24 protein-coding genes are annotated in these 24,718 nt (G+C 52.5%); 15 read left to right on the top strand and 9 right to left on the bottom strand.

The window, feature by feature from the left end; genetic code table 11:
* Nucleotides 1-5 precede the first annotated feature (5 nt).
* The gene (locus tag NBV64_RS17000; RefSeq protein WP_250756205.1) at nucleotides 6-1,781 is read right to left on the bottom strand and encodes a M61 family metallopeptidase; all 1,776 of its coding nucleotides are present in this window, start codon (nucleotides 1,779-1,781) and stop codon (nucleotides 6-8) included.
* Between the two features lie 34 nt (nucleotides 1,782-1,815).
* Between NBV64_RS17000 and NBV64_RS16995 the strand changes: the two genes are divergently transcribed.
* From NBV64_RS16995 to NBV64_RS16950, 10 genes are all read left to right on the top strand, one after another.
* Entirely contained in the window at nucleotides 1,816-2,592 is a 777-nt protein-coding gene (locus NBV64_RS16995) for an enoyl-CoA hydratase (RefSeq protein ID WP_009464111.1), read from the top strand.
* Between the two features lie 282 nt (nucleotides 2,593-2,874).
* The gene (locus NBV64_RS16990) at nucleotides 2,875-3,360 is read left to right on the top strand and encodes an ATP synthase subunit I (RefSeq protein ID WP_250756204.1); all 486 of its coding nucleotides are present in this window, start codon (nucleotides 2,875-2,877) and stop codon (nucleotides 3,358-3,360) included.
* Nucleotides 3,361-3,416: 56 nt separating this feature from the next.
* On the top strand, nucleotides 3,417-4,298 hold the full coding sequence (atpB, locus tag NBV64_RS16985; RefSeq protein WP_009464115.1) for a F0F1 ATP synthase subunit A: 882 nt from the start codon (nucleotides 3,417-3,419) through the stop codon (nucleotides 4,296-4,298).
* Nucleotides 4,299-4,402: 104 nt separating this feature from the next.
* Nucleotides 4,403-4,645, top strand: a complete 243-nt coding sequence (gene atpE / locus NBV64_RS16980) for a F0F1 ATP synthase subunit C (protein WP_009464117.1) — start codon at nucleotides 4,403-4,405, stop codon at nucleotides 4,643-4,645.
* 154 nt (nucleotides 4,646-4,799) lie between these two features.
* Nucleotides 4,800-5,270: a F0F1 ATP synthase subunit B gene (locus tag NBV64_RS16975; protein WP_009464119.1), complete on the top strand. Its 471-nt coding sequence runs from the start codon at nucleotides 4,800-4,802 to the stop codon at nucleotides 5,268-5,270.
* A gap of 14 nt (nucleotides 5,271-5,284) precedes the next feature.
* Nucleotides 5,285-5,824, top strand: coding sequence for a F0F1 ATP synthase subunit delta (locus tag NBV64_RS16970; protein WP_003805005.1), 540 nt, complete (start codon nucleotides 5,285-5,287; stop codon nucleotides 5,822-5,824).
* 35 nt (nucleotides 5,825-5,859) lie between these two features.
* The gene (gene atpA / locus NBV64_RS16965) at nucleotides 5,860-7,401 is read left to right on the top strand and encodes a F0F1 ATP synthase subunit alpha (protein ID WP_003805007.1); all 1,542 of its coding nucleotides are present in this window, start codon (nucleotides 5,860-5,862) and stop codon (nucleotides 7,399-7,401) included.
* A 94-nt stretch (nucleotides 7,402-7,495) separates the two neighbouring features.
* Nucleotides 7,496-8,404: a F0F1 ATP synthase subunit gamma gene (gene atpG / locus NBV64_RS16960; protein WP_003805009.1), complete on the top strand. Its 909-nt coding sequence runs from the start codon at nucleotides 7,496-7,498 to the stop codon at nucleotides 8,402-8,404.
* Nucleotides 8,405-8,448: 44 nt separating this feature from the next.
* Nucleotides 8,449-9,870 (top strand): F0F1 ATP synthase subunit beta, encoded by a 1,422-nt coding sequence (gene atpD / locus NBV64_RS16955; protein ID WP_003805012.1) that lies wholly within the window; start codon nucleotides 8,449-8,451, stop codon nucleotides 9,868-9,870.
* A gap of 12 nt (nucleotides 9,871-9,882) precedes the next feature.
* The gene (locus tag NBV64_RS16950; RefSeq protein ID WP_009464130.1) at nucleotides 9,883-10,305 is read left to right on the top strand and encodes a F0F1 ATP synthase subunit epsilon; all 423 of its coding nucleotides are present in this window, start codon (nucleotides 9,883-9,885) and stop codon (nucleotides 10,303-10,305) included.
* A gap of 302 nt (nucleotides 10,306-10,607) precedes the next feature.
* Here the strand turns inward: NBV64_RS16950 and rfbD are convergent, their stop codons facing one another.
* Both rfbD and rfbC read right to left on the bottom strand, forming a co-directional pair.
* Entirely contained in the window at nucleotides 10,608-11,540 is a 933-nt protein-coding gene (gene rfbD / locus NBV64_RS16945; RefSeq protein ID WP_250756203.1) for a dTDP-4-dehydrorhamnose reductase, read from the bottom strand.
* 4 nt (nucleotides 11,541-11,544) lie between these two features.
* Nucleotides 11,545-12,093, bottom strand: a complete 549-nt coding sequence (rfbC, locus tag NBV64_RS16940) for a dTDP-4-dehydrorhamnose 3,5-epimerase (RefSeq protein ID WP_250756202.1) — start codon at nucleotides 12,091-12,093, stop codon at nucleotides 11,545-11,547.
* A gap of 187 nt (nucleotides 12,094-12,280) precedes the next feature.
* Here rfbC and NBV64_RS16935 point away from each other — a divergent pair, with 187 nt between their 5' ends.
* Entirely contained in the window at nucleotides 12,281-13,390 is a 1,110-nt protein-coding gene (locus NBV64_RS16935; protein WP_250756201.1) for a glycosyltransferase family protein, read from the top strand.
* Here the strand turns inward: NBV64_RS16935 and rfbA are convergent.
* From rfbA to NBV64_RS16915, 4 genes are read right to left on the bottom strand one after another with little or no spacing between them, the layout of a single operon-like run.
* Nucleotides 13,387-14,277, bottom strand: a complete 891-nt coding sequence (gene rfbA / locus NBV64_RS16930; RefSeq protein ID WP_250756200.1) for a glucose-1-phosphate thymidylyltransferase RfbA — start codon at nucleotides 14,275-14,277, stop codon at nucleotides 13,387-13,389. The two genes, NBV64_RS16935 and rfbA, sit on opposite strands and share 4 nt — an antisense overlap.
* Nucleotides 14,277-15,341, bottom strand: a complete 1,065-nt coding sequence (rfbB, locus tag NBV64_RS16925) for a dTDP-glucose 4,6-dehydratase (RefSeq protein ID WP_250756199.1) — start codon at nucleotides 15,339-15,341, stop codon at nucleotides 14,277-14,279. The genes rfbA and rfbB overlap by 1 nt, the downstream gene beginning before the upstream one ends.
* A 26-nt stretch (nucleotides 15,342-15,367) precedes the next feature.
* Nucleotides 15,368-16,612 carry a flippase gene (locus NBV64_RS16920; RefSeq protein WP_250756198.1) on the bottom strand — a complete coding sequence of 415 codons (1,245 nt, stop codon included), beginning with the start codon at nucleotides 16,610-16,612 and terminating at the stop codon, nucleotides 15,368-15,370.
* Nucleotides 16,613-16,615: 3 nt separating this feature from the next.
* Nucleotides 16,616-17,881 carry an O-antigen ligase family protein gene (locus NBV64_RS16915; RefSeq protein WP_250756197.1) on the bottom strand — a complete coding sequence of 422 codons (1,266 nt, stop codon included), beginning with the start codon at nucleotides 17,879-17,881 and terminating at the stop codon, nucleotides 16,616-16,618.
* 226 nt (nucleotides 17,882-18,107) lie between these two features.
* Here NBV64_RS16915 and NBV64_RS16910 point away from each other — a divergent pair, with 226 nt between their 5' ends.
* A complete protein-coding gene (locus tag NBV64_RS16910; protein ID WP_250756196.1) occupies nucleotides 18,108-19,331 on the top strand; it encodes an exopolysaccharide biosynthesis polyprenyl glycosylphosphotransferase in 1,224 nt (407 codons plus the stop codon).
* Here the strand turns inward: NBV64_RS16910 and NBV64_RS16905 are convergent.
* Nucleotides 19,309-20,190, bottom strand: coding sequence for a glycosyltransferase family 2 protein (locus NBV64_RS16905; RefSeq protein WP_250756195.1), 882 nt, complete (start codon nucleotides 20,188-20,190; stop codon nucleotides 19,309-19,311). The genes NBV64_RS16910 and NBV64_RS16905 overlap by 23 nt on opposite strands.
* 6 nt (nucleotides 20,191-20,196) lie before the next feature.
* Nucleotides 20,197-20,952, bottom strand: a complete 756-nt coding sequence (locus NBV64_RS16900; RefSeq protein ID WP_250756194.1) for a glycosyltransferase family 2 protein — start codon at nucleotides 20,950-20,952, stop codon at nucleotides 20,197-20,199.
* A 453-nt stretch (nucleotides 20,953-21,405) separates the two neighbouring features.
* On the opposite strand from NBV64_RS16900, the gene wecB reads away from it, so the two are divergent.
* The 3 genes from wecB (at nucleotide 21,406) to NBV64_RS16885 (ending at nucleotide 24,717) form a co-directional block, all read left to right on the top strand.
* The gene (wecB, locus tag NBV64_RS16895; protein WP_250756193.1) at nucleotides 21,406-22,527 is read left to right on the top strand and encodes a non-hydrolyzing UDP-N-acetylglucosamine 2-epimerase; all 1,122 of its coding nucleotides are present in this window, start codon (nucleotides 21,406-21,408) and stop codon (nucleotides 22,525-22,527) included.
* A 37-nt stretch (nucleotides 22,528-22,564) separates the two neighbouring features.
* Nucleotides 22,565-23,803, top strand: a complete 1,239-nt coding sequence (locus NBV64_RS16890) for a glycosyltransferase (RefSeq protein ID WP_250756192.1) — start codon at nucleotides 22,565-22,567, stop codon at nucleotides 23,801-23,803.
* Between the two features lie 122 nt (nucleotides 23,804-23,925).
* A complete protein-coding gene (locus NBV64_RS16885) occupies nucleotides 23,926-24,717 on the top strand; it encodes an ABC transporter permease (RefSeq protein ID WP_250756191.1) in 792 nt (263 codons plus the stop codon).
* Nucleotide 24,718 lies beyond the last annotated feature (1 nt).

The raw sequence follows: 24,718 nt of genomic DNA, 5'->3' as shown, positions 1-24,718 counted from the left end.
GAAGATTAGGGCAGGCGGCTCAGGACGCATTCGTCCAGAGCAGGGCGTGCCAGTTGTAGCGTGAAGCAGTGTAGTTCATCGCGGCGGAAGGCGTGAACTTGTACGGTCTGGCCGGGCTCATAGGCTGCCAGCAGGCGCTCCAGGCTGGCGGTGTCACTGACACGCAAGCCGTCAATAGCGACCAGGGCATCACCGGCAGACAGCCCGGCTTGATGCGCTGCACCATCAGTAAATACCGTGGCCAGTTGGCATTGGCCTGCGCTTTGGCGCAAGCGGGCGTTCAGACTGGGCAGCTTGGAGGAGGCTTGCCATTCCAGCTTCAGGCCTTGTTCGGCCAGCCAGGGCTTCAGGGGCAGGTCCTCGCAGCCTTCCACATAGCGGGCAATGAAGTCTGTGGCGTCATAGCCAGTTGCCTCCAGAATCAGCGCTGGCATGGCGTCCTCTGGGATGCCGCGAGGCTTGCCTTGATAGAAGTCGCGCCCATAGCGTGCCCACATCAAGAGCATCACATCGTCCAGCCCCTTGGCCTGCTGGGTATGGCTGCGAATGCACAGGTCCAGGCCCAGGGCGATCAGTGCGCCCTTGCTGTAATAGCTGACCAGTGCGTTGGGGGAGTTCTCGTCCTGCTTGTAATAGCGCGTCCAGGCGTCAAAAGAGCTTTGTGCGGCGGACTGCTTGAAGCGCCCGGGGCCACGCTCAACGGCATTGATGTTCTTGGCCAGCAGCTTCAGGTAGTCGGCTTCGCTCAGCACGCCCGAGCGCAGCAGCATCAAATCGTCGTAGTACGAGGTGAAGCCTTCAAACACCCATAGCAAGCGGGTGTGGTTTTCACGGCTCAGGTCATAGGGTGCGAAGACGGCGGGCTTGATGCGTTTGACGTTCCAGGTATGGAAGTACTCATGGCTGACCAGGCCCAAAAAGGTCTGGTAGCCCGCGCTTTTCACCGATTTGTCCTGGCCCTGGGTAGGCAGGTCTCGACGCGAAGCCATCAGGGCGGTCGAGGCGCGATGCTCCAGTCCGCCGTAACCATCATCGGTCACCATGGTCATGAACACGTAGCGCGAGCTGCAATCCAGGAAGGGCGCGCGACGGGTTTCAGGTTCGAAAAAGGCGATTTGCTCGGCACAGATTTTCTCTACGTCACGGGCAATGCGGGGCAGGTCCAGGTTCGGGATGACGCCAGTAAAGACCAGTTCGTGTTCAGCGCCGTGGGCAAAGAAGCTGATGACCTGGGGAGTGCCCATTTCAATGGGGTGGTCGATCAGCTCGTCGTAATTGCTGGCGCGGTACAGGCCAAAACCATAGCGCTCTGCCGCGCCTGGAATGCCGGTGGCCTCGGGCAGGCTGGTGTAAACCTGCCAGTCTTCCATGTCCTCGTTGGACACCAGTTCCAGCAGGCAAGGCTGTTCAGTCTGGCCCTCAACGGCCAGCAGGGCGCTGGTGCCATTAAAGAAAGCATGGGTCTGATCAATATGCGCGCCTCGTACGGACAGGTCCCAGGCATAGACCTGGTACTGAATGCTCAAGGGTCCCTCGCAGGGTTCGCACTGCCAGCGATGGTTGTCCAGCTTGCGGATGGAAACCGGCTTTTCGCCGGAGAAGGCGGCTATGCTTTCGATCTGACGCGAGAAGTCGCGGATCAGGTAGCTGCCAGGGATCCAGGCCGGAAGGCTCAAGATCTGGCCATCTGTTTGGGGGGAAGTGATCTGTATCTGGACAGTCAGGCGGTGGCCGGCGAGATCTGTCGGCTCGGCACGGTAAAGTACGGGTGTAGGTTCCATTCCCCTATTCTATTTAATTTTTCTGGGAGTCAGCATGAACGAACCCTTAGTCAAAGCAGAGGTGCATGGTCGTGTTGCTTTATTGACATTAAATCGGCCCAAGGCTTTGAATGCGCTCAATAACGAGCTGATCGCCGAGTTGTATGCCCTGTTAAAGAAATACGATGCCGACAACGAAATCGGTTGTATCGTGCTGACCGGTAACGAAAAAGCCTTTGCCGCCGGTGCCGATATCGGCGCCATGAAAGACTGGAATTACCACGATGTCAGCTCCCAGGACTATCTGGGTGGCCAGTGGGAAGAACTGCGCCGTTTCCGCAAGCCCATTATTGCCGCCGTCGCTGGCTATGCCTTGGGCGGTGGCTGCGAACTGGCCATGCTGTGCGACTTCATCATTGCCGCTGATTCGGCTCGTTTCGGTCAGCCAGAAATCAAGCTGGGCGTCATCCCCGGTTTCGGTGGTACGCAGCGTCTGCCCCGCGCCGTGGGCAAGGCCAAGGCCATGGATCTGATCCTGACTTCGCGCATGATGAATGCCGAAGAGGCCGAGCGCTCTGGTCTGGTGTCGCGCGTGGTGCCTGCCGACAAGCTGATTGAAGAGGCATTGGACGCCGCCACGGTTATTTCCAGCATGTCCCTGCCGTCTGTCCTGATGGCCAAGGAGTGCGTGAACCGTGCTTTTGAATCGTCGCTGGAAGAAGGTCTGCTGTTCGAGCGCCGCAACTTCCATGGCTTGTTTGCCACAGAGGATCAGAAGGAAGGCATGCGTGCCTTTGTCGAGAAGCGCAAGCCCGAGTTCAAGCACCGCTAAGTTTCTCAATCGCTGATAAAACAAGGGGTGTGTTGTAAAATTGCTGCACTGCAATGTTACAAAATAAGCTTACCCCTTGATGCCATTGAGATTGCGTAAATCAGCCTTGCATTAAGTATCAAACAAGCAAGGCTGAATTTGCTTACAACAAAAAAAAGACGCTATACTTTATGGGTTTGACGACACCGGCTTTTGAAAGGGGCCGATAATATTGCGCGGATGGATTGGCCAAGGCCTTTGCAGTACATCCACCCACACAACGTTATCTGATTGTTTCCTACTATGAATCAGCCGATTTATCAGCAGACAGGCACCACAGCCACGGTGCAGGCAGCAGGGGACAAGCCACCATTTCCGGAACCCGTAGTACTTACGCCCGAGCAACGTAGCCGCATGGCTCGCCGGGCAGGGCAAGGAATTGTGCGCGCACTTGTTGCCCAGGCTTTTATGGGTCTGGTGGCAATTGGCCTGTCGGCATGGATTTCCGGCGCATATGCAGCAGCCTCAGCACTGATTGGTGCGGCTGCTTATTTTGTGCCTAACGCATTGTTCGCATTGCGTATTTTGCTGGGTTTGATGGGCGGCGGCAACGCCGGGGCGCTTTCCTTCTTCTGGGGGGAGGCGTTCAAACTCGGTTTTGCGGTATTGACACTGGCAACGGCTGCCATGGCAAACACGGGCTGGTTAGTTTGGCCTGCCTTGCTCTTTGGCCTGCTGTGTGTCTTGAAGGGATATGTGCTGCTGCTGTTTTTCCGCAAGCTGCCATAACGAATTTTTGTTTCACGGGCTCGTCCCATAACGTATACATCACAGGGTAAATACAGATGGCTGCTGCTAGTGATATTTCGCCTCAGTCAGGGTACATCCAGCATCACTTGGTTCACTTGAACAACTTGGGTGAAAAACAGGATGTTCTGGCCAACTTCGGTGTCATTAACTACGACTCCATGTTCTGGTCCCTGCTGATGGGTCTGGTTGTGGTTTTCTTTCTGTGGCGCGCCGCTTCGGCCGCAACAGCCGGCGTACCAGGCCGCTTGCAGTCTTTTGTAGAAATGCTGGTCGATTGGGTTGAAGACCAGGCCAAATCCATCGTTCCTAACGCTGAGTCCCGGAAGTTCGTCTCGCCCCTGGCGCTGACCGTGTTCCTGTGGATCGTCATGATGAACGTGCTGGACTTGCTGCCCGTTGATGGTCTGGGCTGGATCTTCATCCAGACCGGTCTGGCCGCCGAACATGGCGACCCTCTGTACTACCACCGTATTTTGCCAACCGCTGACTTGAACGTGCCTATGGGCATGTCCATGGGCGTGCTGCTGCTGATGTTCTACTACGGCATCAAGATCAAGCACCCCGGCGGCTTCGTCAAAGAGCTGTTTACTGCACCGTTCACTGCCACAGGCCTGATGGCTGTTGTGCTGGCACCTTTCAACTTCTTGCTGAACTGCATCGAATACGCGGCCAAGTCCGTGTCCTTGGGCATGCGGTTGTTCGGCAATATGTTTGCCGGTGAACTGGTTTTCATGTTGATCGCTCTGCTGGGTGGCGCATGGACAGGGTTTAATGGCGCCAGCCTGGGACTGGGTATCGGTCACATTCTGGCCGGTTCTGTGTGGGCAATCTTCCACATTCTGATTGTGTTGCTCCAGGCGTTCATCTTCATGATGCTCACCCTTGTCTATATTGGACAAGCACACGAAGGCCATTAATCCGATTCCGACTGGACAATGGTGTCTGGTTGGGGGGAGCAGGCCTGGCCTGCTAACGCTTTGATTTTTTTGAATTACACCTGATTTTTAACCAAGGAGTTGTCATGACCAACGTAGCTCTCGTTGCTCTTGCTTGCGGTATCATCATCGGTCTGGGCGCTTTTGGCGCTTGCATTGGTATCGCCCTGATGGGTGGTAAATATCTGGAAGCATCGGCTCGTCAGCCTGAACTGATGAACGCTCTGCAAACCAAGATGTTCCTGTTGGCCGGTCTGATCGATGCTGCTTTCCTGATCGGTGTCGGTATCGCCATGTTGTTTGCATTCGCCAACCCATTCGTTGGGTAATAAGGCGAGTCCGTTGCCGCTTTTGGCAGACGGGCAGGCAGTCGTCGTTAGCGGTGTGTTGCTCGGTTTGATCATGCACCGCTTGTCGACTTGAACATACATGTGTCAGGACGCATACCGCTTCCTACACACGTGGTATTGAAGGGATACGACCGTGAATTTAAACGCGACTCTCTTTTTTCAGATGATCGTGTTTTTCGTTTTGGCCTGGTTTACGATGAAATTCGTATGGCCGCCACTGACGAAAGCAATCGATGATCGTCGTCAGAAAATCGCTGATGGTTTGGCTGCTGCCGATAAAGGCAAGGCCGATCTGGCACAGGCCCAAGCGCGTATCAGCCTGATGGACGCTTCGGCCAAGTCCGAAAACCATCAACGCATTGTCGACGCTGAAAAACAAGCGACTGCTCTTTTGGAGCAAGCTCGTCGTGAAGCCGAAGCCGAAAAAGCCCGCATTATTGCGCAGGCCCAGCAAGACGCTAACCAGGAAGTGCAACGCGTACGTGAAGGTCTGCGTAGCGAAGTGGCTGCCTTGGCTGTCAAGGGTGCCGAGCAAATCTTGCGACGCGAAGTTGACGCGAATGCGCACGCCCAGCTGCTCGAGCAGCTCAAGGCAGAACTTTAACATCAAGGCAGGCCATGGCTGAACTATCGACTATTGCCAGACCTTACGCCGAAGCCCTGTTCGCCGCCGTACGCGACGACAGCCAGGGCCTCGAATCGTGGTCGGCCCTGTTGTCCGAAATGGCTCAGGTGGCCGGTCTCCACGATGTGCGCGAGGCACTGAACGATCCGCGCCTGAATAACGGGCAGCGACTCGAACTCTTTACGGGCCTGGTTAAGTCACAGGTCACCGAAAAGGCTCGCAACTTTCTTCAATTGTTGGTGGATAACCAGCGCATCTTGCTGTTGCCACAAATTGCAGAACAGTTTGATCTATTGAAACACCAACTCGAAGGCACGGCGCAGGCACAGATTATCAGTGCTTTCCCGATGGCTGAGGCTCAGGTTGCTGAGCTGACCGCTGGGCTGGAGAAAAAGTTTGGCCTGAAGCTAAAACCGACTGTGACCGTCGACGCTGACCTTATCGGCGGTATTCGGGTGATTGTTGGTGACCAGGTGCTCGACACTTCCGTGCAGGCCCGGCTGGCCAGCATGCGCGATACGCTGACCGCATAGCGCGAGTCAGTAAACAGGATTTCAGGAGTCTGAACATGCAACTTAATCCGTCCGAGATCAGCGAACTGCTCAAGAGCCGCATCGAAGGCCTGGGTGCGTCGACTGACGTTCGTACACAAGGCACGGTCGTATCCGTGACCGACGGTATTACGCGCATCCACGGTTTGTCCGATGTGATGCAGGGCGAAATGCTCGAATTTCCGAACAACACGTTCGGTCTGGCCCTTAACCTCGAGCGCGACTCTGTCGGCGCCGTGATTCTGGGTGAATACACCGGTGTTTCCGAAGGCGACGCAGTTAAAACAACTGGCCGTATTCTGGAAGTACCCGTTGGCCCCGAACTGCTGGGTCGTGTGGTTGATACTCTGGGCATGCCTATCGACGGCAAGGGCCCGATCAACGCCAAGATGACTGACGTCATCGAGAAAGTGGCTCCTGGCGTTATCGCCCGTGAGTCCGTCTCCCAGCCCATGCAGACCGGCACGAAAGCCGTGGACTCCATGGTGCCAATCGGCCGTGGTCAGCGCGAACTGATCATTGGTGACCGTCAGACCGGTAAAACTGCCGTGGCTGTGGACACCATCATTGCTCAAAAGGGCAATGGCGTTAAATGTATCTACGTTGCCGTGGGCCAAAAAGCTTCCACGATCAACAACGTGGTGCGCAAGCTCGAAGAGCACGGTGCTCTGGAGTACACGATTGTTGTGGCCGCCTCGGCTTCCGAGTCCGCCGCCATGCAATACCTGGCTCCTTACTCCGGTTGCACCATGGGTGAATACTTCCGTGATCGTGGCGAAGACGCCCTGATCATTTATGACGACTTGACCAAGCAAGCTTGGGCCTACCGTCAAGTATCCCTGTTGCTGCGTCGCCCACCAGGCCGTGAAGCCTACCCCGGTGACGTGTTCTACCTGCACTCCCGTCTGCTCGAGCGCGCTGCTCGTGTGAACGCCGAGTACGTAGAAAAATTCACTAACGGTGAAGTGAAAGGCAAGACCGGTTCGTTGACCGCACTGCCTATCATTGAAACGCAAGCCGGTGACGTTTCCGCTTTCGTTCCAACCAACGTGATTTCGATTACTGACGGTCAGATCTTCCTGGAGTCCGACCTGTTCAACGCTGGTGTTCGTCCCGCTATTAACGCCGGTATTTCGGTGTCCCGCGTGGGTGGCGCTGCTCAAACCAAGGTCATCAAGAAACTGTCCGGCGGTATTCGTACCGACTTGGCTCAGTACCGTGAATTGGCTGCGTTTGCTCAGTTCGCTTCCGACCTGGATGACGCAACCCGTCGCCAGCTGGAACGTGGTAAGCGCGTGGTCGAACTGCTCAAGCAGCCCCAGTACCAGCCTCTGGCTGTGTGGGAACTGGCCGTGAGCCTGTACGCTGTGAACAACGGTTACTTCGACGATCTGGAAGTCGCTCAGGTTCTGCCTTTCGAGAAAGGCCTGAAAGATCACCTGCGCAGCAAGTTCGCTGCCCTGGTTGAGCGTATCGAAAGCAAGAAGGAACTGGTTAAAGAAGACGAGGCTGAGTTGGTTACAGCCATCCAGGACTTCAAAAAGCACGGCGCTTTCTAATCATTGTTGGCAGGCGCCGGAAACCCCGGCGTCATGATTAGCGGGAGTCGACAGCCTAGTCTGGCTCCCGATAATGCCCTTACAGGAAAGTGTGATGGCCGGAATCAAGGAAATTCGTACTAAGATCAAGAGCGTGCAAAACACGTCCAAGATCACCAAAGCCATGGAGATGGTGGCGGCATCCAAGATGCGCAAGGCGCAAGAGCGGATGCGTGCTGGCCGTCCCTATGCAGACAAGGTGCGCGAGATTGCTTCGCATCTGATGCAGGCGCACCCCGACTACACTCACCCCTACATGGTTGAGCCTGCCGAAGTCAAATCGGTAGGCATCGTGGTTGTCAGCACGGACAAAGGTCTGTGTGGCGGCCTGAACACCAATATTCTGCGTCTGGTACTTGCGCGTGTTCGCGAGTTTGAGGACAAGGGTATTAAGGTTCAGACGACGGCTCTGGGTGGTAAAGCTGCTGGAACATTGGCGCGTGTTGGTGCCAATCTGGTTTCTCAGGAAGTGGGTTTGGGCGACGCGCCTAACCTGGAACGTCTGATTGGCGCCATCAAGGTGCAGATCGACGACTTCGTGGAAGGCCGCATTGATGCTGTTTATCTGGCGACCAGCCGCTTTGTCAATACGATGAAGCAGGACCCAACATTTATTCGCTTGCTGCCTCTGCCTTCCGGTCTGAAAGATCCTTTCCAGGCTGGTGATCAGGTAGTCGCGCAAGAAAGCGTCAACTCTTCCGAATACGGTTGGGATTACATCTACGAACCCGATGCCAAGTCGGTTATTGATGACTTGTTGCTGCGTTACGTAGAGGGTCTGGTGTATCAGGCCGTTGCCGAGAACATGGCCTCCGAGCAGTCTGCTCGTATGGTGGCGATGAAAGCCGCTTCGGACAACGCCAAGACCGTTATTGCCGATCTTCAGCTGGTCTATAACAAGACCCGCCAGGCAGCGATTACGAAAGAAATCTCTGAAATCGTGGGGGGTGCCGCCGCTGTGTAATCACGGCAAGGCACACCATCAAAGTTATATTGCAAGGACTCAACATGAGCAACGGTACCATCGTTCAGTGCATCGGCGCCGTGGTGGATATTCAGTTCCCCCGCGACAGCATCCCTAAAGTCTACGAAGCATTGACGCTCGTTGACGAAAGTTCGGCTTTCGCAGAAAAAGGCCTGACTTTTGAAGTACAGCAACAATTGGGTGACGGTGTAGTTCGCACCATCGCCATGGGTTCCAGCGACGGCCTGCGCCGCGGTATGGAAGTGGCCGGTTCGGGCGCTCCCATCTCCGTACCTGTGGGTGTTGGCACCCTGGGTCGCATTATGGACGTTCTAGGTCGCCCCATTGACGAAGTCGGTCCTATTCAGTCTGACGAGCGTCGCGCCATTCACCAGCCTGCGCCTACTTTCGACGAACTGTCGCCTTCCGTAGAGCTGCTGGAAACCGGCATTAAAGTGATTGACCTGGTTTGCCCGTTCGCCAAGGGTGGTAAGGTTGGTCTGTTCGGTGGTGCCGGTGTGGGCAAGACCGTGAACATGCTGGAGCTGATCAACAACATCGCCAAGGCACACAGCGGTCTGTCCGTGTTTGCCGGTGTGGGTGAGCGTACCCGTGAAGGTAACGACTTCTACCACGAAATGGCCGATGCTGGCGTTATCCAGATGGATAACCTGAGCGAGTCCAAAGTGGCCATGGTGTTCGGTCAGATGAACGAACCTCCAGGCAACCGTCTGCGTGTGGCACTGTCCGGCCTGACCATGGCCGAGAAGTTCCGTGACGAAGGCCGTGACATCCTGTTCTTTGTGGACAACATCTACCGCTACACGCTGGCTGGTACCGAAGTGTCCGCTTTGCTGGGTCGTATGCCTTCCGCAGTGGGTTACCAGCCTACGCTGGCCGAGGAAATGGGTAAGCTGCAAGAGCGCATTACCTCCACCAAGACCGGTTCGATTACGTCCATCCAGGCCGTTTACGTTCCAGCCGATGACTTGACTGACCCATCGCCTGCTACGACCTTCTTGCACTTGGACTCCACTGTTGTGTTGTCGCGTGACATTGCTGCTCTGGGTATTTACCCCGCTGTGGACCCTCTGGACTCCACCAGCCGTCAGCTGGATCCACAAATTGTGGGCGAAGAGCACTACGCAGTGGCTCGCGGTGTTCAACAAACGCTGCAGCGCTACAAGGAATTGCGTGACATTATCGCGATTCTGGGTATGGACGAGCTGTCTCCAGAAGACAAGCAGGCTGTTGCCCGTGCTCGTAAGATCCAGCGCTTCCTGTCTCAGCCTTTCCACGTGGCAGAAGTGTTTACCGGCTCGCCTGGTAAGTACGTTCCACTGGCTGAAACCCTGCGCGGCTTCAAGATGATCGTCGACGGCGAGTGTGATGCACTGCCAGAACAGGCGTTCTACATGGTCGGTTCGATCGACGAGGCTTTCGAAAAAGCCAAGACTATTCAGTAATAAGGATTACTCATGGCTAAGCTTCATGTTGACGTGGTTAGTGCTGAAGAATCGATCTTTGCTGGTGAAGCAAAGTTCGTGGCACTGCCCGGCGAGGCTGGGGAGCTGGGTATTTTGCCCGGTCACACTCCACTGATCTCGCGGATTCGTCCCGGCACGCTGAAGATCGTTATGGACGATGGCAGCGAAGAGCATATCTTTGTCGCTGGCGGCATACTCGAGGTTCAGCCTGGGAAAGTCACTGTATTGTCGGATACCGCGATTCGCGCACAAGACCTGGATGAAGCAAAGGCGCTGGAAGCCCGCAAGCATGCGGAAGAAGCCCTGCGTAACACCAAGGACAAGGCCGATATCGCTGTTGTGGAAGCCGAGCTGGCCATGCTGGCCGCTCAAGCTGCCGCAGCACGTCGCTTGAGCAACGCGCGCAAGCACTAAGCTCAAGAGTCGGTAGCATCCGTGAAAAAGCCACCCTTAGGGGTGGCTTTTTTGCGTTTGGCTCGCCGGGGAAAAGGAAAAGGGAGAACGGGGCTGTTGAGTGGGGTTTGCACTTCAAGCTAGGGGCAATGATCCTGTTAGAAGCAGAAAGCAGAAAGCAGAAAGCAGAAAGCAGAAAGCAGAAAGCAGAAAGCAGGTGGGGGCAGGGTATCGTGCTAGCGGCCATCGCTTGCGCAGAATGGGTCGATGCCACATTACTGTGAGTTGAATTGCCCAGGAGTACTCACCAAGCGTGAAGAGGATCAGCCTTGGTGTGTGCTTCTAAGCGATAGCAGGCTTTTCTCTACACCCAGACGCCAGTCCCGCTCCATATTCTGTGGGCTTAATAAGGCGTCCAGCCTGGTTTGCAGCAGGCGCGATTGCGCTGGTCGCTTTGCCGGTGTGGGGTAGTCGCTGGTGGGGATAGGTGTCAGGCTGGGGGCTTGAGTCAATAATCCCAGTTTGACCGCCTGGCTGAATATCTCCTGGGCGAACTCATACCAGCTGACATTGGGTTGCCCGGCGAAATGGTAGATGCCTGAAGGTGGCCGGTGCTCGTCTGGGTTCTGCTTGGACTTAAACAGTCTTTCTGCCATTGCCAACAGCACCTGGGCAATATGCGGGGCGTAGCTAGGGCCGCCGATCTGATCCGCCACAATGTTCAACTCACGGCGCTCCTGCCCCAATCGGAGCATGGTTTTCAGAAAGTTAGTGCCGAATTGGCTGAACACCCAGCTTGTGCGCAGAATGAGGGCAGAGGGCAAGGCCGCCAGGACTACTTGTTCCCCGTCCAGCTTGCTTTGCCCGTAGACGCTAACAGGATTGCCAGGGGCGTCCTCTGCGTAAGGCTGTGTCGCTGAGCCATCAAAGACATAGTCAGTAGAGACCTGCACCATGCTTATGCCCCGCTCCGCACATGCCTGGGCGAGCAGGCCAGGGGCTGTGCTGTTGATTAGCCGTGCTTTCTCTGGTTCGGACTCGGCCTTGTCGACCGCGGTATAGGCTGCGGCATTGATGACGACATCAGGGCGATGCTGATCCAGGGCCTGAGCAATGGAGTTTGCTTGTGTGATATCCAGCTCGGCGTGGCCAAGCAGGATCAGGTTGGCCACGATTGTTGTATTGCTAACGAGCCATCCAAAAGACTGGCCTAGTTGACCGTGGGCGCCAGTAATCAGGAAAGATGGGCGTGGCATGGCTTCAGGCTTTGTTTTGTGCGATGAGCTGGCTCAGCACGGGGTAGTGCTTGTCTTTCTCGGACAACTGCGGGTTCTGGATTGGCCAGGCAATGGCGACTTCAGGGCAGTTCCACGCCAATCCGCTTTCATCTTGAGGAAAGTAAAAGTCGGTGCATTTGTAGTTGAAGTCAGCAAAGTCAGACAGAACACAAAAACCGTGGGCATAGCCTGGTGGGATCCACAGCTGCTTATGGTTTGATTCGCTGAGTTCCACGCCTACATACTGGCCCAAAGTAGGCGAGCCTGGCCGTATATCTACGGCCACATCGTATACTGCTCCCCGGCTGACACTAACCAGTTTTCCTTGGGGTCGAGTTTTTTGAAAATGCAGACCACGTAAGACTCCTTTCTCGGAGCGGGAAAAGTTGTCCTGTACAAAGGGCAGATTGATCCCGGCCTGTTCTTGATAGCGTTGCTGGTGGAAGGTTTCCTTGAAGAAACCACGCTCATCACCAAAAACAGCAGGTTCAATAATCAGAACGCCTGGCAGGCGGGTGGGGTAAATGGTCATTGCAAAGATTGGGTTTGGGGTGTTGCCACGTCAGGCAGGAAGATGGGCGCAGATCGCGACATTCACAAGCCCGGTAAGGCCGTTGAATCAGTATAAGGCTGACACGATAGTTAGCCTGAAATTGTATCTATTTGACCTTTTTTTAGCTATCGTGGATGGCTTTAGTAAAACACTGGATTAAGTGCGAATGCTTGTTTTTATACGCTCATACCTGCGCCATGTGGACGGCAAGCTGGCCAAGTACCTCAAGGTGTTGGACGAAGCCCAGATTCCTTACCACTTTGTAGGATGGGAGCGAGGGACAGTCCCCGCACAGAAGTCCAGCAATGATACCTACTACACGCGAGCAGCTGCACTGGGCGCCGGGTGGCGCAGCCTGATTGGTATTGCTTTTTGGAATGTGTTTGTCCTGCGCTGGTTGCTGAAAAATAACCGCAAGATCGAGCTGGTGCATGCCGTCGACCTGGATACCGCTATGGCGGTGAAGGTGTACGCAGTGCTATGTCGCAAGCCATGGATTTTTGATGTTTACGACAAGTACAGTTCCTTGCGCTATTTTCCCGGCGTTTTAGGCAGGTGGGTAGACAAGCTGGAAAACTATCTGTTGAGGACCGCCGATGTAGGGATTCTGGCTGATCCCTGCCGTATAGCGCAGCAAGGAATGGATCCAGCAACACCATCTTTGATGGTGCTGGAAAATGTGCCACAGAAATCCGAGGTTCAGAACTATGTGCCGGTCTCTGATGAGCAGCCCGTAAAGATTGCTTATTTTGGTGTGCTGGAAGCAAAGAATCGTGGTCTGGAAGACCTGTTGGCTGCTTGTGAGCAGTTTCCTGATTGCGAGCTGCACGTGGCGGGATACGGCCCATTGGCGGATTTGTTTACGCGTTCGGCACAAGAACACGCTCATATTCATTACTACGGTGCACAAAGCTCGGTTCAAGGGCTTCAGTTGATGCAGTCATGCCAGATTGTGGTGGGGATGTATTACAAGACAGTCCCCAATCACTTATTTGCTGCGCCTAATAAATATTACGAGCACTTGATGCTTGGGCGTGCCATGTTGACGACAACTGGTATCCCGACTGCAGCGAAGGTGCTTGAACATCAAACAGGCTGGGCCGTGGAAGAAGGCCAGCAAGCGATTGAAGCCTGGTTGCAAGGCCTGGATATGCTGCAGGTTCAACAAGCGGCCGCTCGTGCGCGGGAAGTATGGCAGGCTCAGTATTCGGATTATTTTGACCAGCATTATGCTGGGCAGTACCTGCAAAAAGTGCAGGCCTTACGCAAAAGTTAAGCGGTTTTCCCAAGCTGGACTGGCTCCTGGAGAAGCTTGTGTAAATACTGGCCGTATTCTGTTTTTTCCAAAGCCTGCGCCTGCCGTTCCAGGGTGGTACGTTCAAGCCAGCCTTGCTTGAAGCCAATTTCTTCCAGGCAGGCGATTTTAAGCCCTTGGCGATGTTCAATCGTGCGTACAAAGCTGCCGGCTTCTTGCAGGCTTTCGTGCGTGCCGGTATCCAGCCATGCAAAGCCTCGGCCTAACAGGCTGACATGTAAATTATTTTGCTGTAGGTAGGCATTGTTTACGTCGGTAATTTCCAGCTCACCACGAGCAGAAGGGCGTACCTGGCGGGCGATATCTACGACGTGATTGTCGTAGAAGTACAGGCCAGTTACGGCAAAATTGGATTTGGGCTGTTGGGGTTTCTCTTCGATCGAGGCAACTTTGCCCTGAGCATCGAACTCCACCACGCCAAAACGCTCTGGATCGCTGACTTGATAGCCAAAAATAGTGGCTCCTTGTTCGCGTTGTGCCGCCTCTTTCAGCATCTGGCTAAAACCATAGCCATAAAAAATATTATCCCCCAGGATCAGGCTGACCCGATCAGAGCCTATGAAATCGGCCCCGATCAGAAAAGCCTGTGCTAATCCATCAGGGGAGGCTTGCTCGGCATAGCTCAGCTCAACGCCAAAGTTGCTGCCATCGCCTAGCAGAGTACGGAAGCTGGGTAGATCGGTAGGGGTTGAGATGATCAGGATTTCACGTATCCCTGCCAGCATCAGCACTGACAAGGGGTAATAAATCATGGGTTTGTCGTAGATAGGCAGGAGTTGCTTGGATACCCCCAAGGTAATAGGGTGCAAGCGGGTACCGGATCCACCGGCGAGGATGATGCCTTTCATTATTCTGTCTTGCCTAAGCGATGTAGCTGATATTGACCGTTAAGGATACGCTCCCACCAGCCCGAGTTTTCTAAATACCACTGTACAGTTTTGCGCAAGCCCGTCTCGAAGGTTTCCTGGGGCCTCCAGCCCAATTCACGTTCAATCTTGCTAGCATCAATAGCGTAGCGCTGATCGTGTCCAGGCCTGTCCCGCACGTAGGTGATCAGGTCTGCGTAGTGCTGGAGACCAGCGGGTTTTGTTGGGACCAGTTCCTCAAGCAGAGCACAAATTTCTTGAACGACATGAATGTTCTGCTGCTCGTTATGGCCACCAATATTGTAGGTTTGACCTACCTGGCCTTTCTCCAGCACCGTCAGCAAAGCGCGTACATGATCTTCCACGTACAGCCAGTCACGGATTTGCTTGCCTTCTCCATAGACCGGTAATGCCTGCCCTTTGAGGGCATTCAAGATCATGTGAGGGATAAGTTTTTCAGGGAAATGGTAGGGGCCGTAGTTGTTGGAACAATTGCTGAGCAAGGTGGGCAGGCCATAGCTGCGGTGCCAGGCCCGGACCAAGTGGTCTGAACTGGCCTTGCTGGCCGAGTACGGGGAGCTCGGTGCGTAAGGTGTCGTTTCTACAAAGAGCTCTGTGGTGTTGTGCAGGTCGCCATACACCTCGTCCGTTGAGATGTGATGGAAGCGGAAACTGGATTTTTTAGGCTCAGGCAGTGTGTTCCAGTAATGGCGAGCACACTCCAGCAAGGTGCAGGTACCTACAATATTGGTCTGAATAAATGCTGCCGGGCCATCCAGAGATCGATCCACATGTGATTCGGCTGCCAGATGCATGATGGCATCGGGTTGGAATTTTTCCAGCAGAGCCTGTATGGCTGGTCCATCCTGGATATCGTTTTGCGCAAACTGATATCGAGGGTGTTCCTGGATTGAAGCCAGCGACTCCAGATTGCCCGCATACGTCAATTTGTCCACGTTCAGGACGAAGTGCTCTGTCTCCTGGATCAGATGGCGGATCAGGGCTGAACCGATGAAGCCGGCACCACCGGTAACGAGAATATGCATGACGATTAAGTAGCGTTCCGAAAGGCTTAGCGATAGCGTTTAGCCAGAATTAATAGGGCAAGGCAGTCTACGATAACCCGGGTGGTCCAGGCAATTGCGGCACCAGGCAGCCCGAACTGAGAGATCAGCACGTACAGTAGGGCGACATAGGGCAGGATCTCAGCCAAATGTACATAGGCGGTAATGTGAGCGTGTCCCCTGGCCTGAATCACGGTGTAGGGGATCTGGGCAATGGCGTTGAAAAAGAAGCCCAGCAACAGAATCTGCAGAATCAGTACGGACTGCTCTACATACGCCTCACCCAGCCAGAGCAAGATGATCCACTTGGCGCCCACAATGCCGATCAGGCTGATCAGCCCGCATACTGCCAGTAGCAACAGGTATGTCAGCCGGGTTTCCTGGCGTGCGTCTTTCTGGGTGCTGAGCAAAGGAAAAATCACTCGTACAACTGCCCCTGGAATGTTTAGTAAGCGAGTAATAGCTTCTGATGGTGCTGTGTAAAAACTGACTGTGCTTGCCCCATTCAGGTTAGATAGCAAAAAGCGATCAAAATACACCATCAAAGGGCTGATCAGATTGCTGACTGTCAGCCAGCCCCCAAAGCGCAACAATGCCTGCGCTTGTTGTTTGTCCCAGCGCCACATTCCTTGACGGACATGGGCAGGCAGTGCCCAGAAGTAGGCGAGCAAGCAACTGATTAAACGTCCGGCAAAGAGACCGAGAACGGCATAGCTGAGACTGGCTTGATAAAGAATGCTCAGCAAGGGCAAGACGGCGAGCAGCAAGCCACTGATGGTGCGTTGTATGTTGACCTGTTTGAAGTCCGAGAGTCCTTCCAGATAGGACAACCAGACTGCTTGCAACAGCAACAAGGGCAGAGTCAGTGCCAGAAGACGAAAGGCAAACAGGCTGTCTGGGCGTAACTCCGTGCTGATATTAAGCCATTGCACCAAGAAGGGGCTGAGCAGATAAACCAGCACAGCGGCAATACTGCTGCTGAGCAAGATCAGTAAGCTGGCTGTGCCTAGAATTGACTGGATTTGCCCAGGGTGCTTGCTGGCCATGGCGATGGCTCGGATCAAGGCTCGGCTGATCCCCAGGTCAAACAGGCTGGCATAGCCGATCAGAGCAAAGAGCAGCGTATAGATGCCAAAAGGCTCCAGGCCTAACAGCCGTGCCATCAAGCCCATGGAGGGCAGGAAAGCGAACATGAGCACCATATAGGAGCTCAGGTTCCAGAAAGAATTGCCGAGTAATTTCTTGGCAGGCATGAGCTAAGGCATAGATTGCCGCTTGGCTTGGTTGGGGTAAATCTGGCTCCAGAACAACGCCACACTAATCAGGAAAAACAGGAGCGTGTTATTGCGTTCCATCATGTTCTGGGTCAGGTTGGCCAGTATGTACACGGCAACCACAATACTCCCACAGGTAGCGTAAGCGCGAGTGCGTATGTCTGAGGAGTGAACACGGCGAATAAAGCCATAAAAGCAGTAAAGCAAGAGTGAACATTGCAATAGCAAACCTGCCAGGCCCCAGTCCACCCAGGTCTCTATGTAATTGTTATGCGAGTTGGCCAACTTCAAAACCACGGGATCTGCCTGTCCGTCTTTAACCAGATCCTCAAGGGCTTGTTGGTGTGCCGCGTAGGACCAGCCAGAAAAAGGCTGTTTCTTTATCAAGGCCCAGTTTGCCTGCCAGATTGCAAAGCGGGCACCAATGGAGGTGTTGGCGTTGCCTGCCTCAAACTGTTCGATATCGTGCTGAGCCAGGGCCAGCCGGGACTGAATCGCATCAGTGTGCCACAGGATACTGGCGCTCAGGACTGCCGCCAGGGACAGGATGATTGCGCCTCGCTTAAAGTGTTGCTTTGGTAAATAAGCGTAGGCAAGTATCAGCAAGACGACGGGAAGGGCAATCCAGCCGCCGCGGCTGCCAGATAGAAGCGATAGTAGAAAGCCTGCCAGAGTGCCCAGCACAGATAAGAGAAGAGCCGGGGTAGAGCGCTGCTGCTGGTTGAGCTGGCTCAGGATGGCTGTCAGGCAGAAGCAGGCTAGGCTTAACGCGATATTGCCAAACTGGATGGCACCGGTATAACCGTAGATGCGACCGTCATGTAATGGGCCACCGTATTGAGCCGGGATGATCCACAAGGCCGACAGGGTACCCAATGCAAAACAAGCCCAAATCACGCTGCTATGAATGCGCATGGAGCTGAGCATGTACAAAATGGGGATAAGCAATAGATAGCGGCTGAGCAGGTCCAGCTGATCGCCCGGGTTCTGATGCAGGAACCAAATCAGTAGCCCATTGGCAAAGATCAGGGTCAGTATCGTATACAAGCCCCGACTGACGCCCAAGCTTTGCACGGACAGACGAGTTTGAGAGCCTGCCAGATACCAGGAGAGCGTAGTCAACAGCAGAAGAACAACACCGACTGAATAGATAGTGCGTGTGGAAATCAGGCTAATGAAAAACAGGCTTACGCCCAAATGAGCGGCCGCATTGAATGAAAAAGTAGACTTGGATACGGGCTCGGACATAAAAAGGGAGGATGCAAAAAATTTGCTGGGGCAGAGGCAGGTGAACAGACAAGCTAGGCGCTGTGGTGTTGACCCGTTAAACGTATCACGTAAATCAGATTAGGCTAGTTAGCGTTACTCGGGAGCGACGTATAATTGGCGCGTGAATGGGCTATTTTAGGTTATTAGTGCTTCGATGAATCAAATAAAAATCAGGCGGTTTAAGCGTTTGCACGAGATACTCCTATTGTCCGGGCCCAGCTCGTGGTTGATCGGGTTTGTCGTCGTGGTGCTGGCCCCGGTTTTGTTGTTGTGGGGTTGGGATAGATTATGGAGCCTGGATGGCGGTCAACGCACAGCGTTGCTCCTGGCCATAGTCGCGTTTGTCAGTTGCAAGCTGCTGATTGACAAGAGCCAGCAAGGGTATCCTGGAGCCCGTAGTGCGTGGCTGATTATTCCTACGGTAGGGGTGACCTACGCTGCTATCTACATCACCAGCTTCGTCTTTCGTTATGACGCTTCACGGGCGCTCCTGTTGAGCAGCAGTTTCCTGGCCTTGATTTGGTTTTTACTGGAGAACCTGTTCACCACTCGTTATCGAGTCCTGAAACTGGCCATTGTGCCTGGAGGGGAGGCCCAGACCCTGCTGGAGCTACCCGGTTTGGATGGCCGTTTGCTGAATAGCCTTGACCTTGCCGGGTATCGCTATGATGGAGTTGTAGCGGATTTTTCTTGTATACAGCCTGAAACGGAGCGTTTCCTGACACGCTGTGCGCTGGATCGGGTGGCGGTGTACAACTCTCGACAAGTTTTTGAGTCTTTGACAGGGCGAGTCAAGATTGATCGCATGTCGGAGAACACGATTGGATCCTTGCTGCCATCTCGAGGTTACGAGATTCTAAAACTGATTTTCGATTACTCCATGGTCATTCTCAGCTCCGTGGTAGTGGTTCCCATTTGTCTGGTGGCGATGTTGGCCATCCGTTTGGAAAGTCCCGGTAAAGTGATTTACTCCCAACAGCGAATAGGTTTGGGAAACCGCGAGTTCACTATTTATAAGCTGCGCAGCATGCGCTTTGATCAGGAGTGCGCGGTTGAACAGTTTGCAGGAGAGGATGATCCGCGCATTACTCGGGTTGGCAGAATTATCCGCAAATTACGTATCGATGAACTGCCGCAGTTCTATAACGTCTTACGCGGTGAAATGAGCCTGATCGGTCCGAGGCCGGAGCAGCCTTCTTTTGTGCGGGAGTTCGACGAGAAAATTCCCTTCTATAGCTACCGCCACGTCGTGAAGCCCGGTATTACGGGATGGGCACAGGTACGCCAAGGGTATGTCGCCAATGCGGACGATACTCGAGTCAAGATCGAGCACGACTTTTACTACATCAAGCATTGTTCAGTAATGCTCGATGTGTATATCGTATTCCTGACGGTAAAAACGATGCTTACTGGCTTTGGGGCGCGTTAGGTTTGTGCTCGCGTAGCAGACATTTGACCAAGTGACGTGCGGGGCGAGTCAGCCTGTCCAGTACATCGTAAACCGTAAAAATCAACTTGCCGGCCGCACCATAGCGCTTCTTCAAATAGACTTTCATGCCCGCGCTGTAGCACTGGCCTCGGAAAGACTTGTCTGTAAAGGTACCACCAGCTTCGTGGAAGTATTGAGCGGCAGGGATATGGAAAGAAGGGATTCCCATTTCACGGGCGCGGAACTGTAGATCTGTCTCTTCAAAGTACAGAAAGAACTGTTCGTCAAAACCTTCCAAGGCTATATACTGCTCGCGGCTGATAAACAGCAAGCTACCCGAAACATGGTCAACTTGTGTGGGAGTTGTTAGCGGCTGTCTGCTGCGCAGCAGACGCCCTAGTCCTACGGATTTCAACAATAAGGTGAAACAGTTCGGGAAGCGTTCGAAGGCAAAATCAGGTTGCCCTTTGATCCCCAAGGCAGAGCCACCCAGGATCGGCCTGGGAGAATCCGGATATATGCTCAGAAACTGCTCGAAAATACTCAGAACATCAGTTTGCAGTTTGGCATCGGGATTGATCAGGAGGATGTTCGGGGCCTGAGTATGGGCAACCCCGATGTTGCAAGCCCGACCAAAGCCCAGATTGGCATGCGTTTGAATGATTTGGATGTCAGGATACTGCTGGGCAATCAGACTGCAACTTTGGTCAGTAGAGCCATTGTCGACAACGGTAATGGTGTAGGCATGTCTAGTGCTGAATTGCTTGATGCTGTTGATGGTATCAACAATTTTCTTGCCACCATTGTAGTTAACCAGGATGAAGTCGACCCAAGGTGCAGACTGAACGACAGTTCCCATGGTTAGCTAAGTCCGCTTCAGAATTGCTTTCACGATGTAGTGAAACATTAGATAGCTGGATTGTACAACGGACAGTTTCAGATGATGTCTATAGATTTGCCATGTCCACTGTAAGGACTTGAACTTGTTGCCGGACAAGCTGCCTGCGCTAACACGATAGGCGGCAAGGACCTCTTGCAAGCCATAGGCCTTTCCTGCTCTACGTACAACTTCCAGCCACATTAAATAGTCTTCATGGTGAACTGCTGTTTGATAGACCTTGCCTAATGCCTGGCAGTCGTACATCCCGGTTAGGTTGCCAATCGCGTTTCCTTTGAGCAGGGTTTTGTAATCCACCCAGAGTGGGGGAGTGCTCATGCTTTGCCATTGTGAGAGCTGCTGGAAACGATAGTAGGCTGTCATGGAGACAGTAGCCTGGTGTTTTTGCATGGCTGCTAGCTGGGTGCTGAGCTTATGAGGTAGCCATAAGTCATCAGAGTCCAGAAACGCAAGGTATTGGCCCTGTGCTGCAGCGATACCGGCATTGCGAGCTGCTGCTACCCCCTGGTTGCTGGGTTGCTCTATAAGTTTGATACGTGGGTCGTTCCGCATGTACTCCGTAACTAGGTCAACGGTGTTATCACTGGAGCCATCGTTGACGACAAGTAACTCCCAATATGGGTAGTCTTGTTGTGACATCGACGCAAGAGAGTCCAGGATTGTGCGGGCTGCGTTAAATGCAGGCATTACAACGCTGACTAATATAGGGGGAGAGGTACTCATAGGGAGACACAGACACTAGGTAGTCTGTAGAACATACCATTTATAAGATTTTACACTGGCTGACGCAGTGTAAGGAGAAGTTGCGTGCCGGGGGAGGAGCCGTGTTTTGTTCCGCGTTGGGCCCGAGTGGCGTTTAATGCAGAGAGATAAGAGGTGGGAATGCCTGGAGGGTAGCCCTGTGTAAACGCCCTGCGATGTTGTAATGCATGCTGTAATTTTAACATCGAGAGCTTAGGCTCGGGTATGGTGTGGCCTAAAGTTCCTTAGCATGCTGTTTTGCAAGAGTCACGTATTTAAATAAGCGAAATTTATAAGAAGTGGATACCTCTTGTTGTTAGCAGTCGTAAGATAGATCTATTCAACGTATAAAGTGATATGTATTGAGGACTACTGTAATTTTTAAAGCAATTACTAATAAAATTAGCCTCAATTTTGATGTTTTAAGGGAATTTCATGAAGGTTTTGACAGTTTTCGGTACACGACCAGAAGCAATAAAAATGGCACCCTTGGTTAAAGAGTTAGCCAGCCGGGCAGGTATCGACGCCAGGGTCTGTGTAACTGCACAGCATAGACAAATGCTGGATCAAGTGTTGGAGCTTTTTGACCTAACGCCAGATTTTGATTTGAATATCATGAAACCGGGGCAAGGCCTGGGAGACATCACGGGAGCTATTTTGGCAGGGTTGAAGGATGTGTTTACACACTTCAAGCCTGATGTCCTGTTGGTGCATGGGGATACTGCCACCACCTTTGCTGCTGCCCTGGCTGCTTACTATCATCAGATTCCAGTGGGTCACGTAGAGGCAGGTTTGCGTACAGGAGACATTTACTCTCCGTGGCCAGAGGAGGGAAATCGTCGTTTGACAGGCGTACTGACATGTATGCATTTTGCTCCTACTGAGCAGTCTCGACAGAATCTGTTAAGGGAGGGGGTACCCGAGGACACTATCGTTGTTACTGGTAATACAGTTATTGACGCCTTATTGTCTGTTGTGGAGAAAATTCGAGCTGATGACTCGTTGTCAAAGGAGATGGTGCAGCGATTCCCATTTCTTGATGAAGAGCGTCGGATGGTTCTGATCACGGGGCATCGACGTGAGAGCTTTGGTCTGGGGTTTGAGCGTATTTGTCAGAGCATACGTAGCAGTGCAGAGGCATTTCCGGATGTGGATTTTGTTTATCCCGTTCATTTGAATCCCAACGTACAGGAACCAGTGGCGAGACTGTTAAGTGATGTTTCTAATGTTCATTTGTTGGAGCCGCAAGATTATTTACCTTTTGTTTATCTAATGAGTCGTTCCTGTATTATTTTGACGGACTCCGGCGGTATTCAGGAGGAGGCTCCTTCTTTAGGGAAGCCTGTTTTAGTCATGCGAGAAACAACAGAACGGCCAGAGGCAGTAAGTGCTGGGACTGTTAAATTAGTTGGAACTTCGCCTGAGTTGATTTGTGGGGAGTTAGCAAACTTGCTTAATGATCCGGCAGCTTATCAGGCTATGAGTTATGCGCATAACCCATATGGGGATGGAGACTCCTGTAGACGCATTGTCGATTACTTGTGCGAACGTCTTTAGAGATCATGTAACTTTGTAATGGGCGGTGGGTTGTAATATGCTTAATAAAATCAAACCTGTATTGGGTGTTGTGTATCGTAAGCTGCCGTGGCGGTTGCAACAAAAGTTGCTGCCATTGAAGCGCCTTGTATTAAAACAAGGGCCTTGTCGGAGTAACGAAGATATTGTTTCGATGCCCAACGACATGAGCTGGTTTCAGTTCGAAACAAACGTGCTGGCATTCCGTAATGAATATCGCGGGGTTTTTATCCAGTCGATTGTGATTGATTGGAATGTCCCTCTTTATCAGCGCCCGCAGCACATGGCCAAGGCTTTGGGGCGACTAGGGTATCTGGTGATTTATGAGACGGTATGCTGGACTAGTGATACGGTCAATGGTGCGCGCTATCTTGGTGACAACGTGTGGCTGGTCAATGCTCGGGAGTCTCACAGTTTGAAGGGTGTACTACGCTCCTTCTATAGTACGGCGCATAATGAGTACGGTCCTCACATGCTTGATGGCAACGTGATGGTGTATGAGTACATCGATCATATTGACTCGGCTATTTCGGGTGACAACGTGCATGCGTTGAGCCGATTTAAAGAGATGGCGTTTGGGGGAGATGCTGACTATATTGTTGCATCGTCCAAGGCTTTGCGTGATGAAGCGATCCAGGCTGTCGGGGTGGAGAAGGTGGTGTTTGTGCCTAACGGTGTGGACTGTGATCACTACCGCCGTGATTGGAGTCACGTTGCCTTACCTGAACGCTACAAGCAGTTCTTGGGCAAGTATCAGCGCATTGTGGGCTACTTTGGGGCGTTGGCGCCTTGGCTGTGGTATGAGGTGATCAATGAGCTGGCTGAACGCTTTCCTGATCATGGTTTTGTGTACATGGGGCCTGATTACTACGGCGGGAGTGAAAAGCTGTCACAACGAGACAATGTGTTGTGGCTTGGGGCCATTGATTATGCTGTGCTTCCTGCTTATGCGCAGCATTTTAATATTGCCATCATTCCGTTTGAGCCAGGTGAGATCGCCCGGACGACGTCTCCGTTGAAGCTGTTTGAGTATTTTGCTTTGGAGGTTCCTGTGGTGGTGACCTCTGCCATGGATGAGTGCACGTGTTACCCCGAGGTGTTCTCAGCCGGCTCTCTGGAAGAGTATGTTGAGCAGATTGGGCGAGCCTTTGCGGTTAAGGACGATCCTGCTTATCGGGCTCGGATGCGTCAGTTGGCTGATGAGAATGCATGGTCGGCCAGAGCTGAGGAAATGATTAAACTTTTTCCAACACCATAACGTTAGCCTTTGGTGATCAGAATAAGCAACCTAGTGGCCTTGAGGATAGGGGTATTGTTCCAGTGGAATAGTTTTCTGTTCTCGGGTCTTTTTGTTTTAAGTTAAAGTTAATTTCTAATTTTATGATTTTTTCTGATCTGATAAAAAATCGATATTTAATTAAGGTTCTTATTTATAGAGATATACAGACAAAATATAAAGGATCTGTTCTTGGCTTGTTTTGGGCTTTGTTGATTCCTCTGGTTTTGCTTCTTGTTTATACCTTTGTTTTTAGTGTCGTTTTTCAAGCCCGTTGGGGAACCTCCGGGGGGAGTAGGTTGGAGTTCGCTTTAATACTCTTTGCAGGCCTGATTGTATTCAATTTTTTTTCAGAATGCGTTAATAGAGCTCCTGGCATAGTTCTAGGTAATGTTAACTATGTAAAAAAAGTTGTTTTCCCCATTGAGGCTCTGGGTGTTGTTGCTGTTGGCTCTGCACTCTTCAATTTTTTTATTGGTTTTCTTGTTTGGCTGTTGGTTTATTCGGTGTTTTTTGGTCTTCCTCACCTTACTGTTTTTTTAGTTCCTTTTTACGTAGTTCCACTGTGCTTCTTTATTTTGGGGTGCGTCTGGATTCTTTCGGCTGTGGGTGTTTACCTGCGAGATGTCAGTCAGTTTGTAGGGATCATGACGACGGTTTTCATGTTTTTGTCTCCTATATTTTATCCTGTTGAGGCTTTACCTGATAGATTTCAAAAATTTATCTATATAAATCCATTGTCTTATTATATTGAGGCTTTTCGGGATATCGTTTATTGGGGAGAAATTCCTAGTCTGTTTTTGAGTGCTTTTGCTTTGCTGTTCTCTATTTTGTTTTTGTTAATGTCCTTTGTTTTTTTTAAAAAAATGAAAAAGGGATTTGCAGATGTGCTCTGAT

The organism is Alcaligenes sp. DN25 (assembly GCF_023674485.1).
GTDB classification, from domain to species: Bacteria; Pseudomonadota; Gammaproteobacteria; order Burkholderiales; family Burkholderiaceae_B; genus Alcaligenes; species Alcaligenes phenolicus.
The sequence above is the reverse complement of the archived record's forward strand: the minus strand, read 5'-3'. Positions and strand labels throughout refer to the sequence as shown.

Bases quoted from the DNA above. Each gene is read 5' to 3' on its own strand.
- NBV64_RS16995 (WP_009464111.1), top strand. From the start codon at position 1,816: ATGAACGAACCCTTAGTCAAAGCAGAGGTGCATGGTCGTGTTGCTTTA.
- rfbB (WP_250756199.1), bottom strand. From the start codon at position 15,341: ATGCATATTCTCGTTACCGGTGGTGCCGGCTTCATCGGTTCAGCCCTG.
- rfbC (WP_250756202.1), bottom strand. From the start codon at position 12,093: ATGACCATTTACCCCACCCGCCTGCCAGGCGTTCTGATTATTGAACCT.
- rfbA (WP_250756200.1), bottom strand. From the start codon at position 14,277: ATGAAAGGCATCATCCTCGCCGGTGGATCCGGTACCCGCTTGCACCCT.
- NBV64_RS16885 (WP_250756191.1), top strand. From the start codon at position 23,926: ATGATTTTTTCTGATCTGATAAAAAATCGATATTTAATTAAGGTTCTT.
- NBV64_RS16950 (WP_009464130.1), top strand. From the start codon at position 9,883: ATGGCTAAGCTTCATGTTGACGTGGTTAGTGCTGAAGAATCGATCTTT.
- NBV64_RS16905 (WP_250756195.1), bottom strand. From the start codon at position 20,190: ATGGGAACTGTCGTTCAGTCTGCACCTTGGGTCGACTTCATCCTGGTT.
- wecB (WP_250756193.1), top strand. From the start codon at position 21,406: ATGAAGGTTTTGACAGTTTTCGGTACACGACCAGAAGCAATAAAAATG.
- atpG (WP_003805009.1), top strand. From the start codon at position 7,496: ATGGCCGGAATCAAGGAAATTCGTACTAAGATCAAGAGCGTGCAAAAC.
- NBV64_RS16920 (WP_250756198.1), bottom strand. From the start codon at position 16,612: ATGCCTGCCAAGAAATTACTCGGCAATTCTTTCTGGAACCTGAGCTCC.
- NBV64_RS16900 (WP_250756194.1), bottom strand. From the start codon at position 20,952: ATGAGTACCTCTCCCCCTATATTAGTCAGCGTTGTAATGCCTGCATTT.
- NBV64_RS16935 (WP_250756201.1), top strand. From the start codon at position 12,281: ATGCTTGTTTTTATACGCTCATACCTGCGCCATGTGGACGGCAAGCTG.
- atpB (WP_009464115.1), top strand. From the start codon at position 3,417: ATGGCTGCTGCTAGTGATATTTCGCCTCAGTCAGGGTACATCCAGCAT.
- NBV64_RS16970 (WP_003805005.1), top strand. From the start codon at position 5,285: ATGGCTGAACTATCGACTATTGCCAGACCTTACGCCGAAGCCCTGTTC.
- NBV64_RS16990 (WP_250756204.1), top strand. From the start codon at position 2,875: ATGAATCAGCCGATTTATCAGCAGACAGGCACCACAGCCACGGTGCAG.
- NBV64_RS16890 (WP_250756192.1), top strand. From the start codon at position 22,565: ATGCTTAATAAAATCAAACCTGTATTGGGTGTTGTGTATCGTAAGCTG.
- atpD (WP_003805012.1), top strand. From the start codon at position 8,449: ATGAGCAACGGTACCATCGTTCAGTGCATCGGCGCCGTGGTGGATATT.
- NBV64_RS16915 (WP_250756197.1), bottom strand. From the start codon at position 17,881: ATGTCCGAGCCCGTATCCAAGTCTACTTTTTCATTCAATGCGGCCGCT.
- atpA (WP_003805007.1), top strand. From the start codon at position 5,860: ATGCAACTTAATCCGTCCGAGATCAGCGAACTGCTCAAGAGCCGCATC.
- atpE (WP_009464117.1), top strand. From the start codon at position 4,403: ATGACCAACGTAGCTCTCGTTGCTCTTGCTTGCGGTATCATCATCGGT.
- rfbD (WP_250756203.1), bottom strand. From the start codon at position 11,540: ATGCCACGCCCATCTTTCCTGATTACTGGCGCCCACGGTCAACTAGGC.
- NBV64_RS17000 (WP_250756205.1), bottom strand. From the start codon at position 1,781: ATGGAACCTACACCCGTACTTTACCGTGCCGAGCCGACAGATCTCGCC.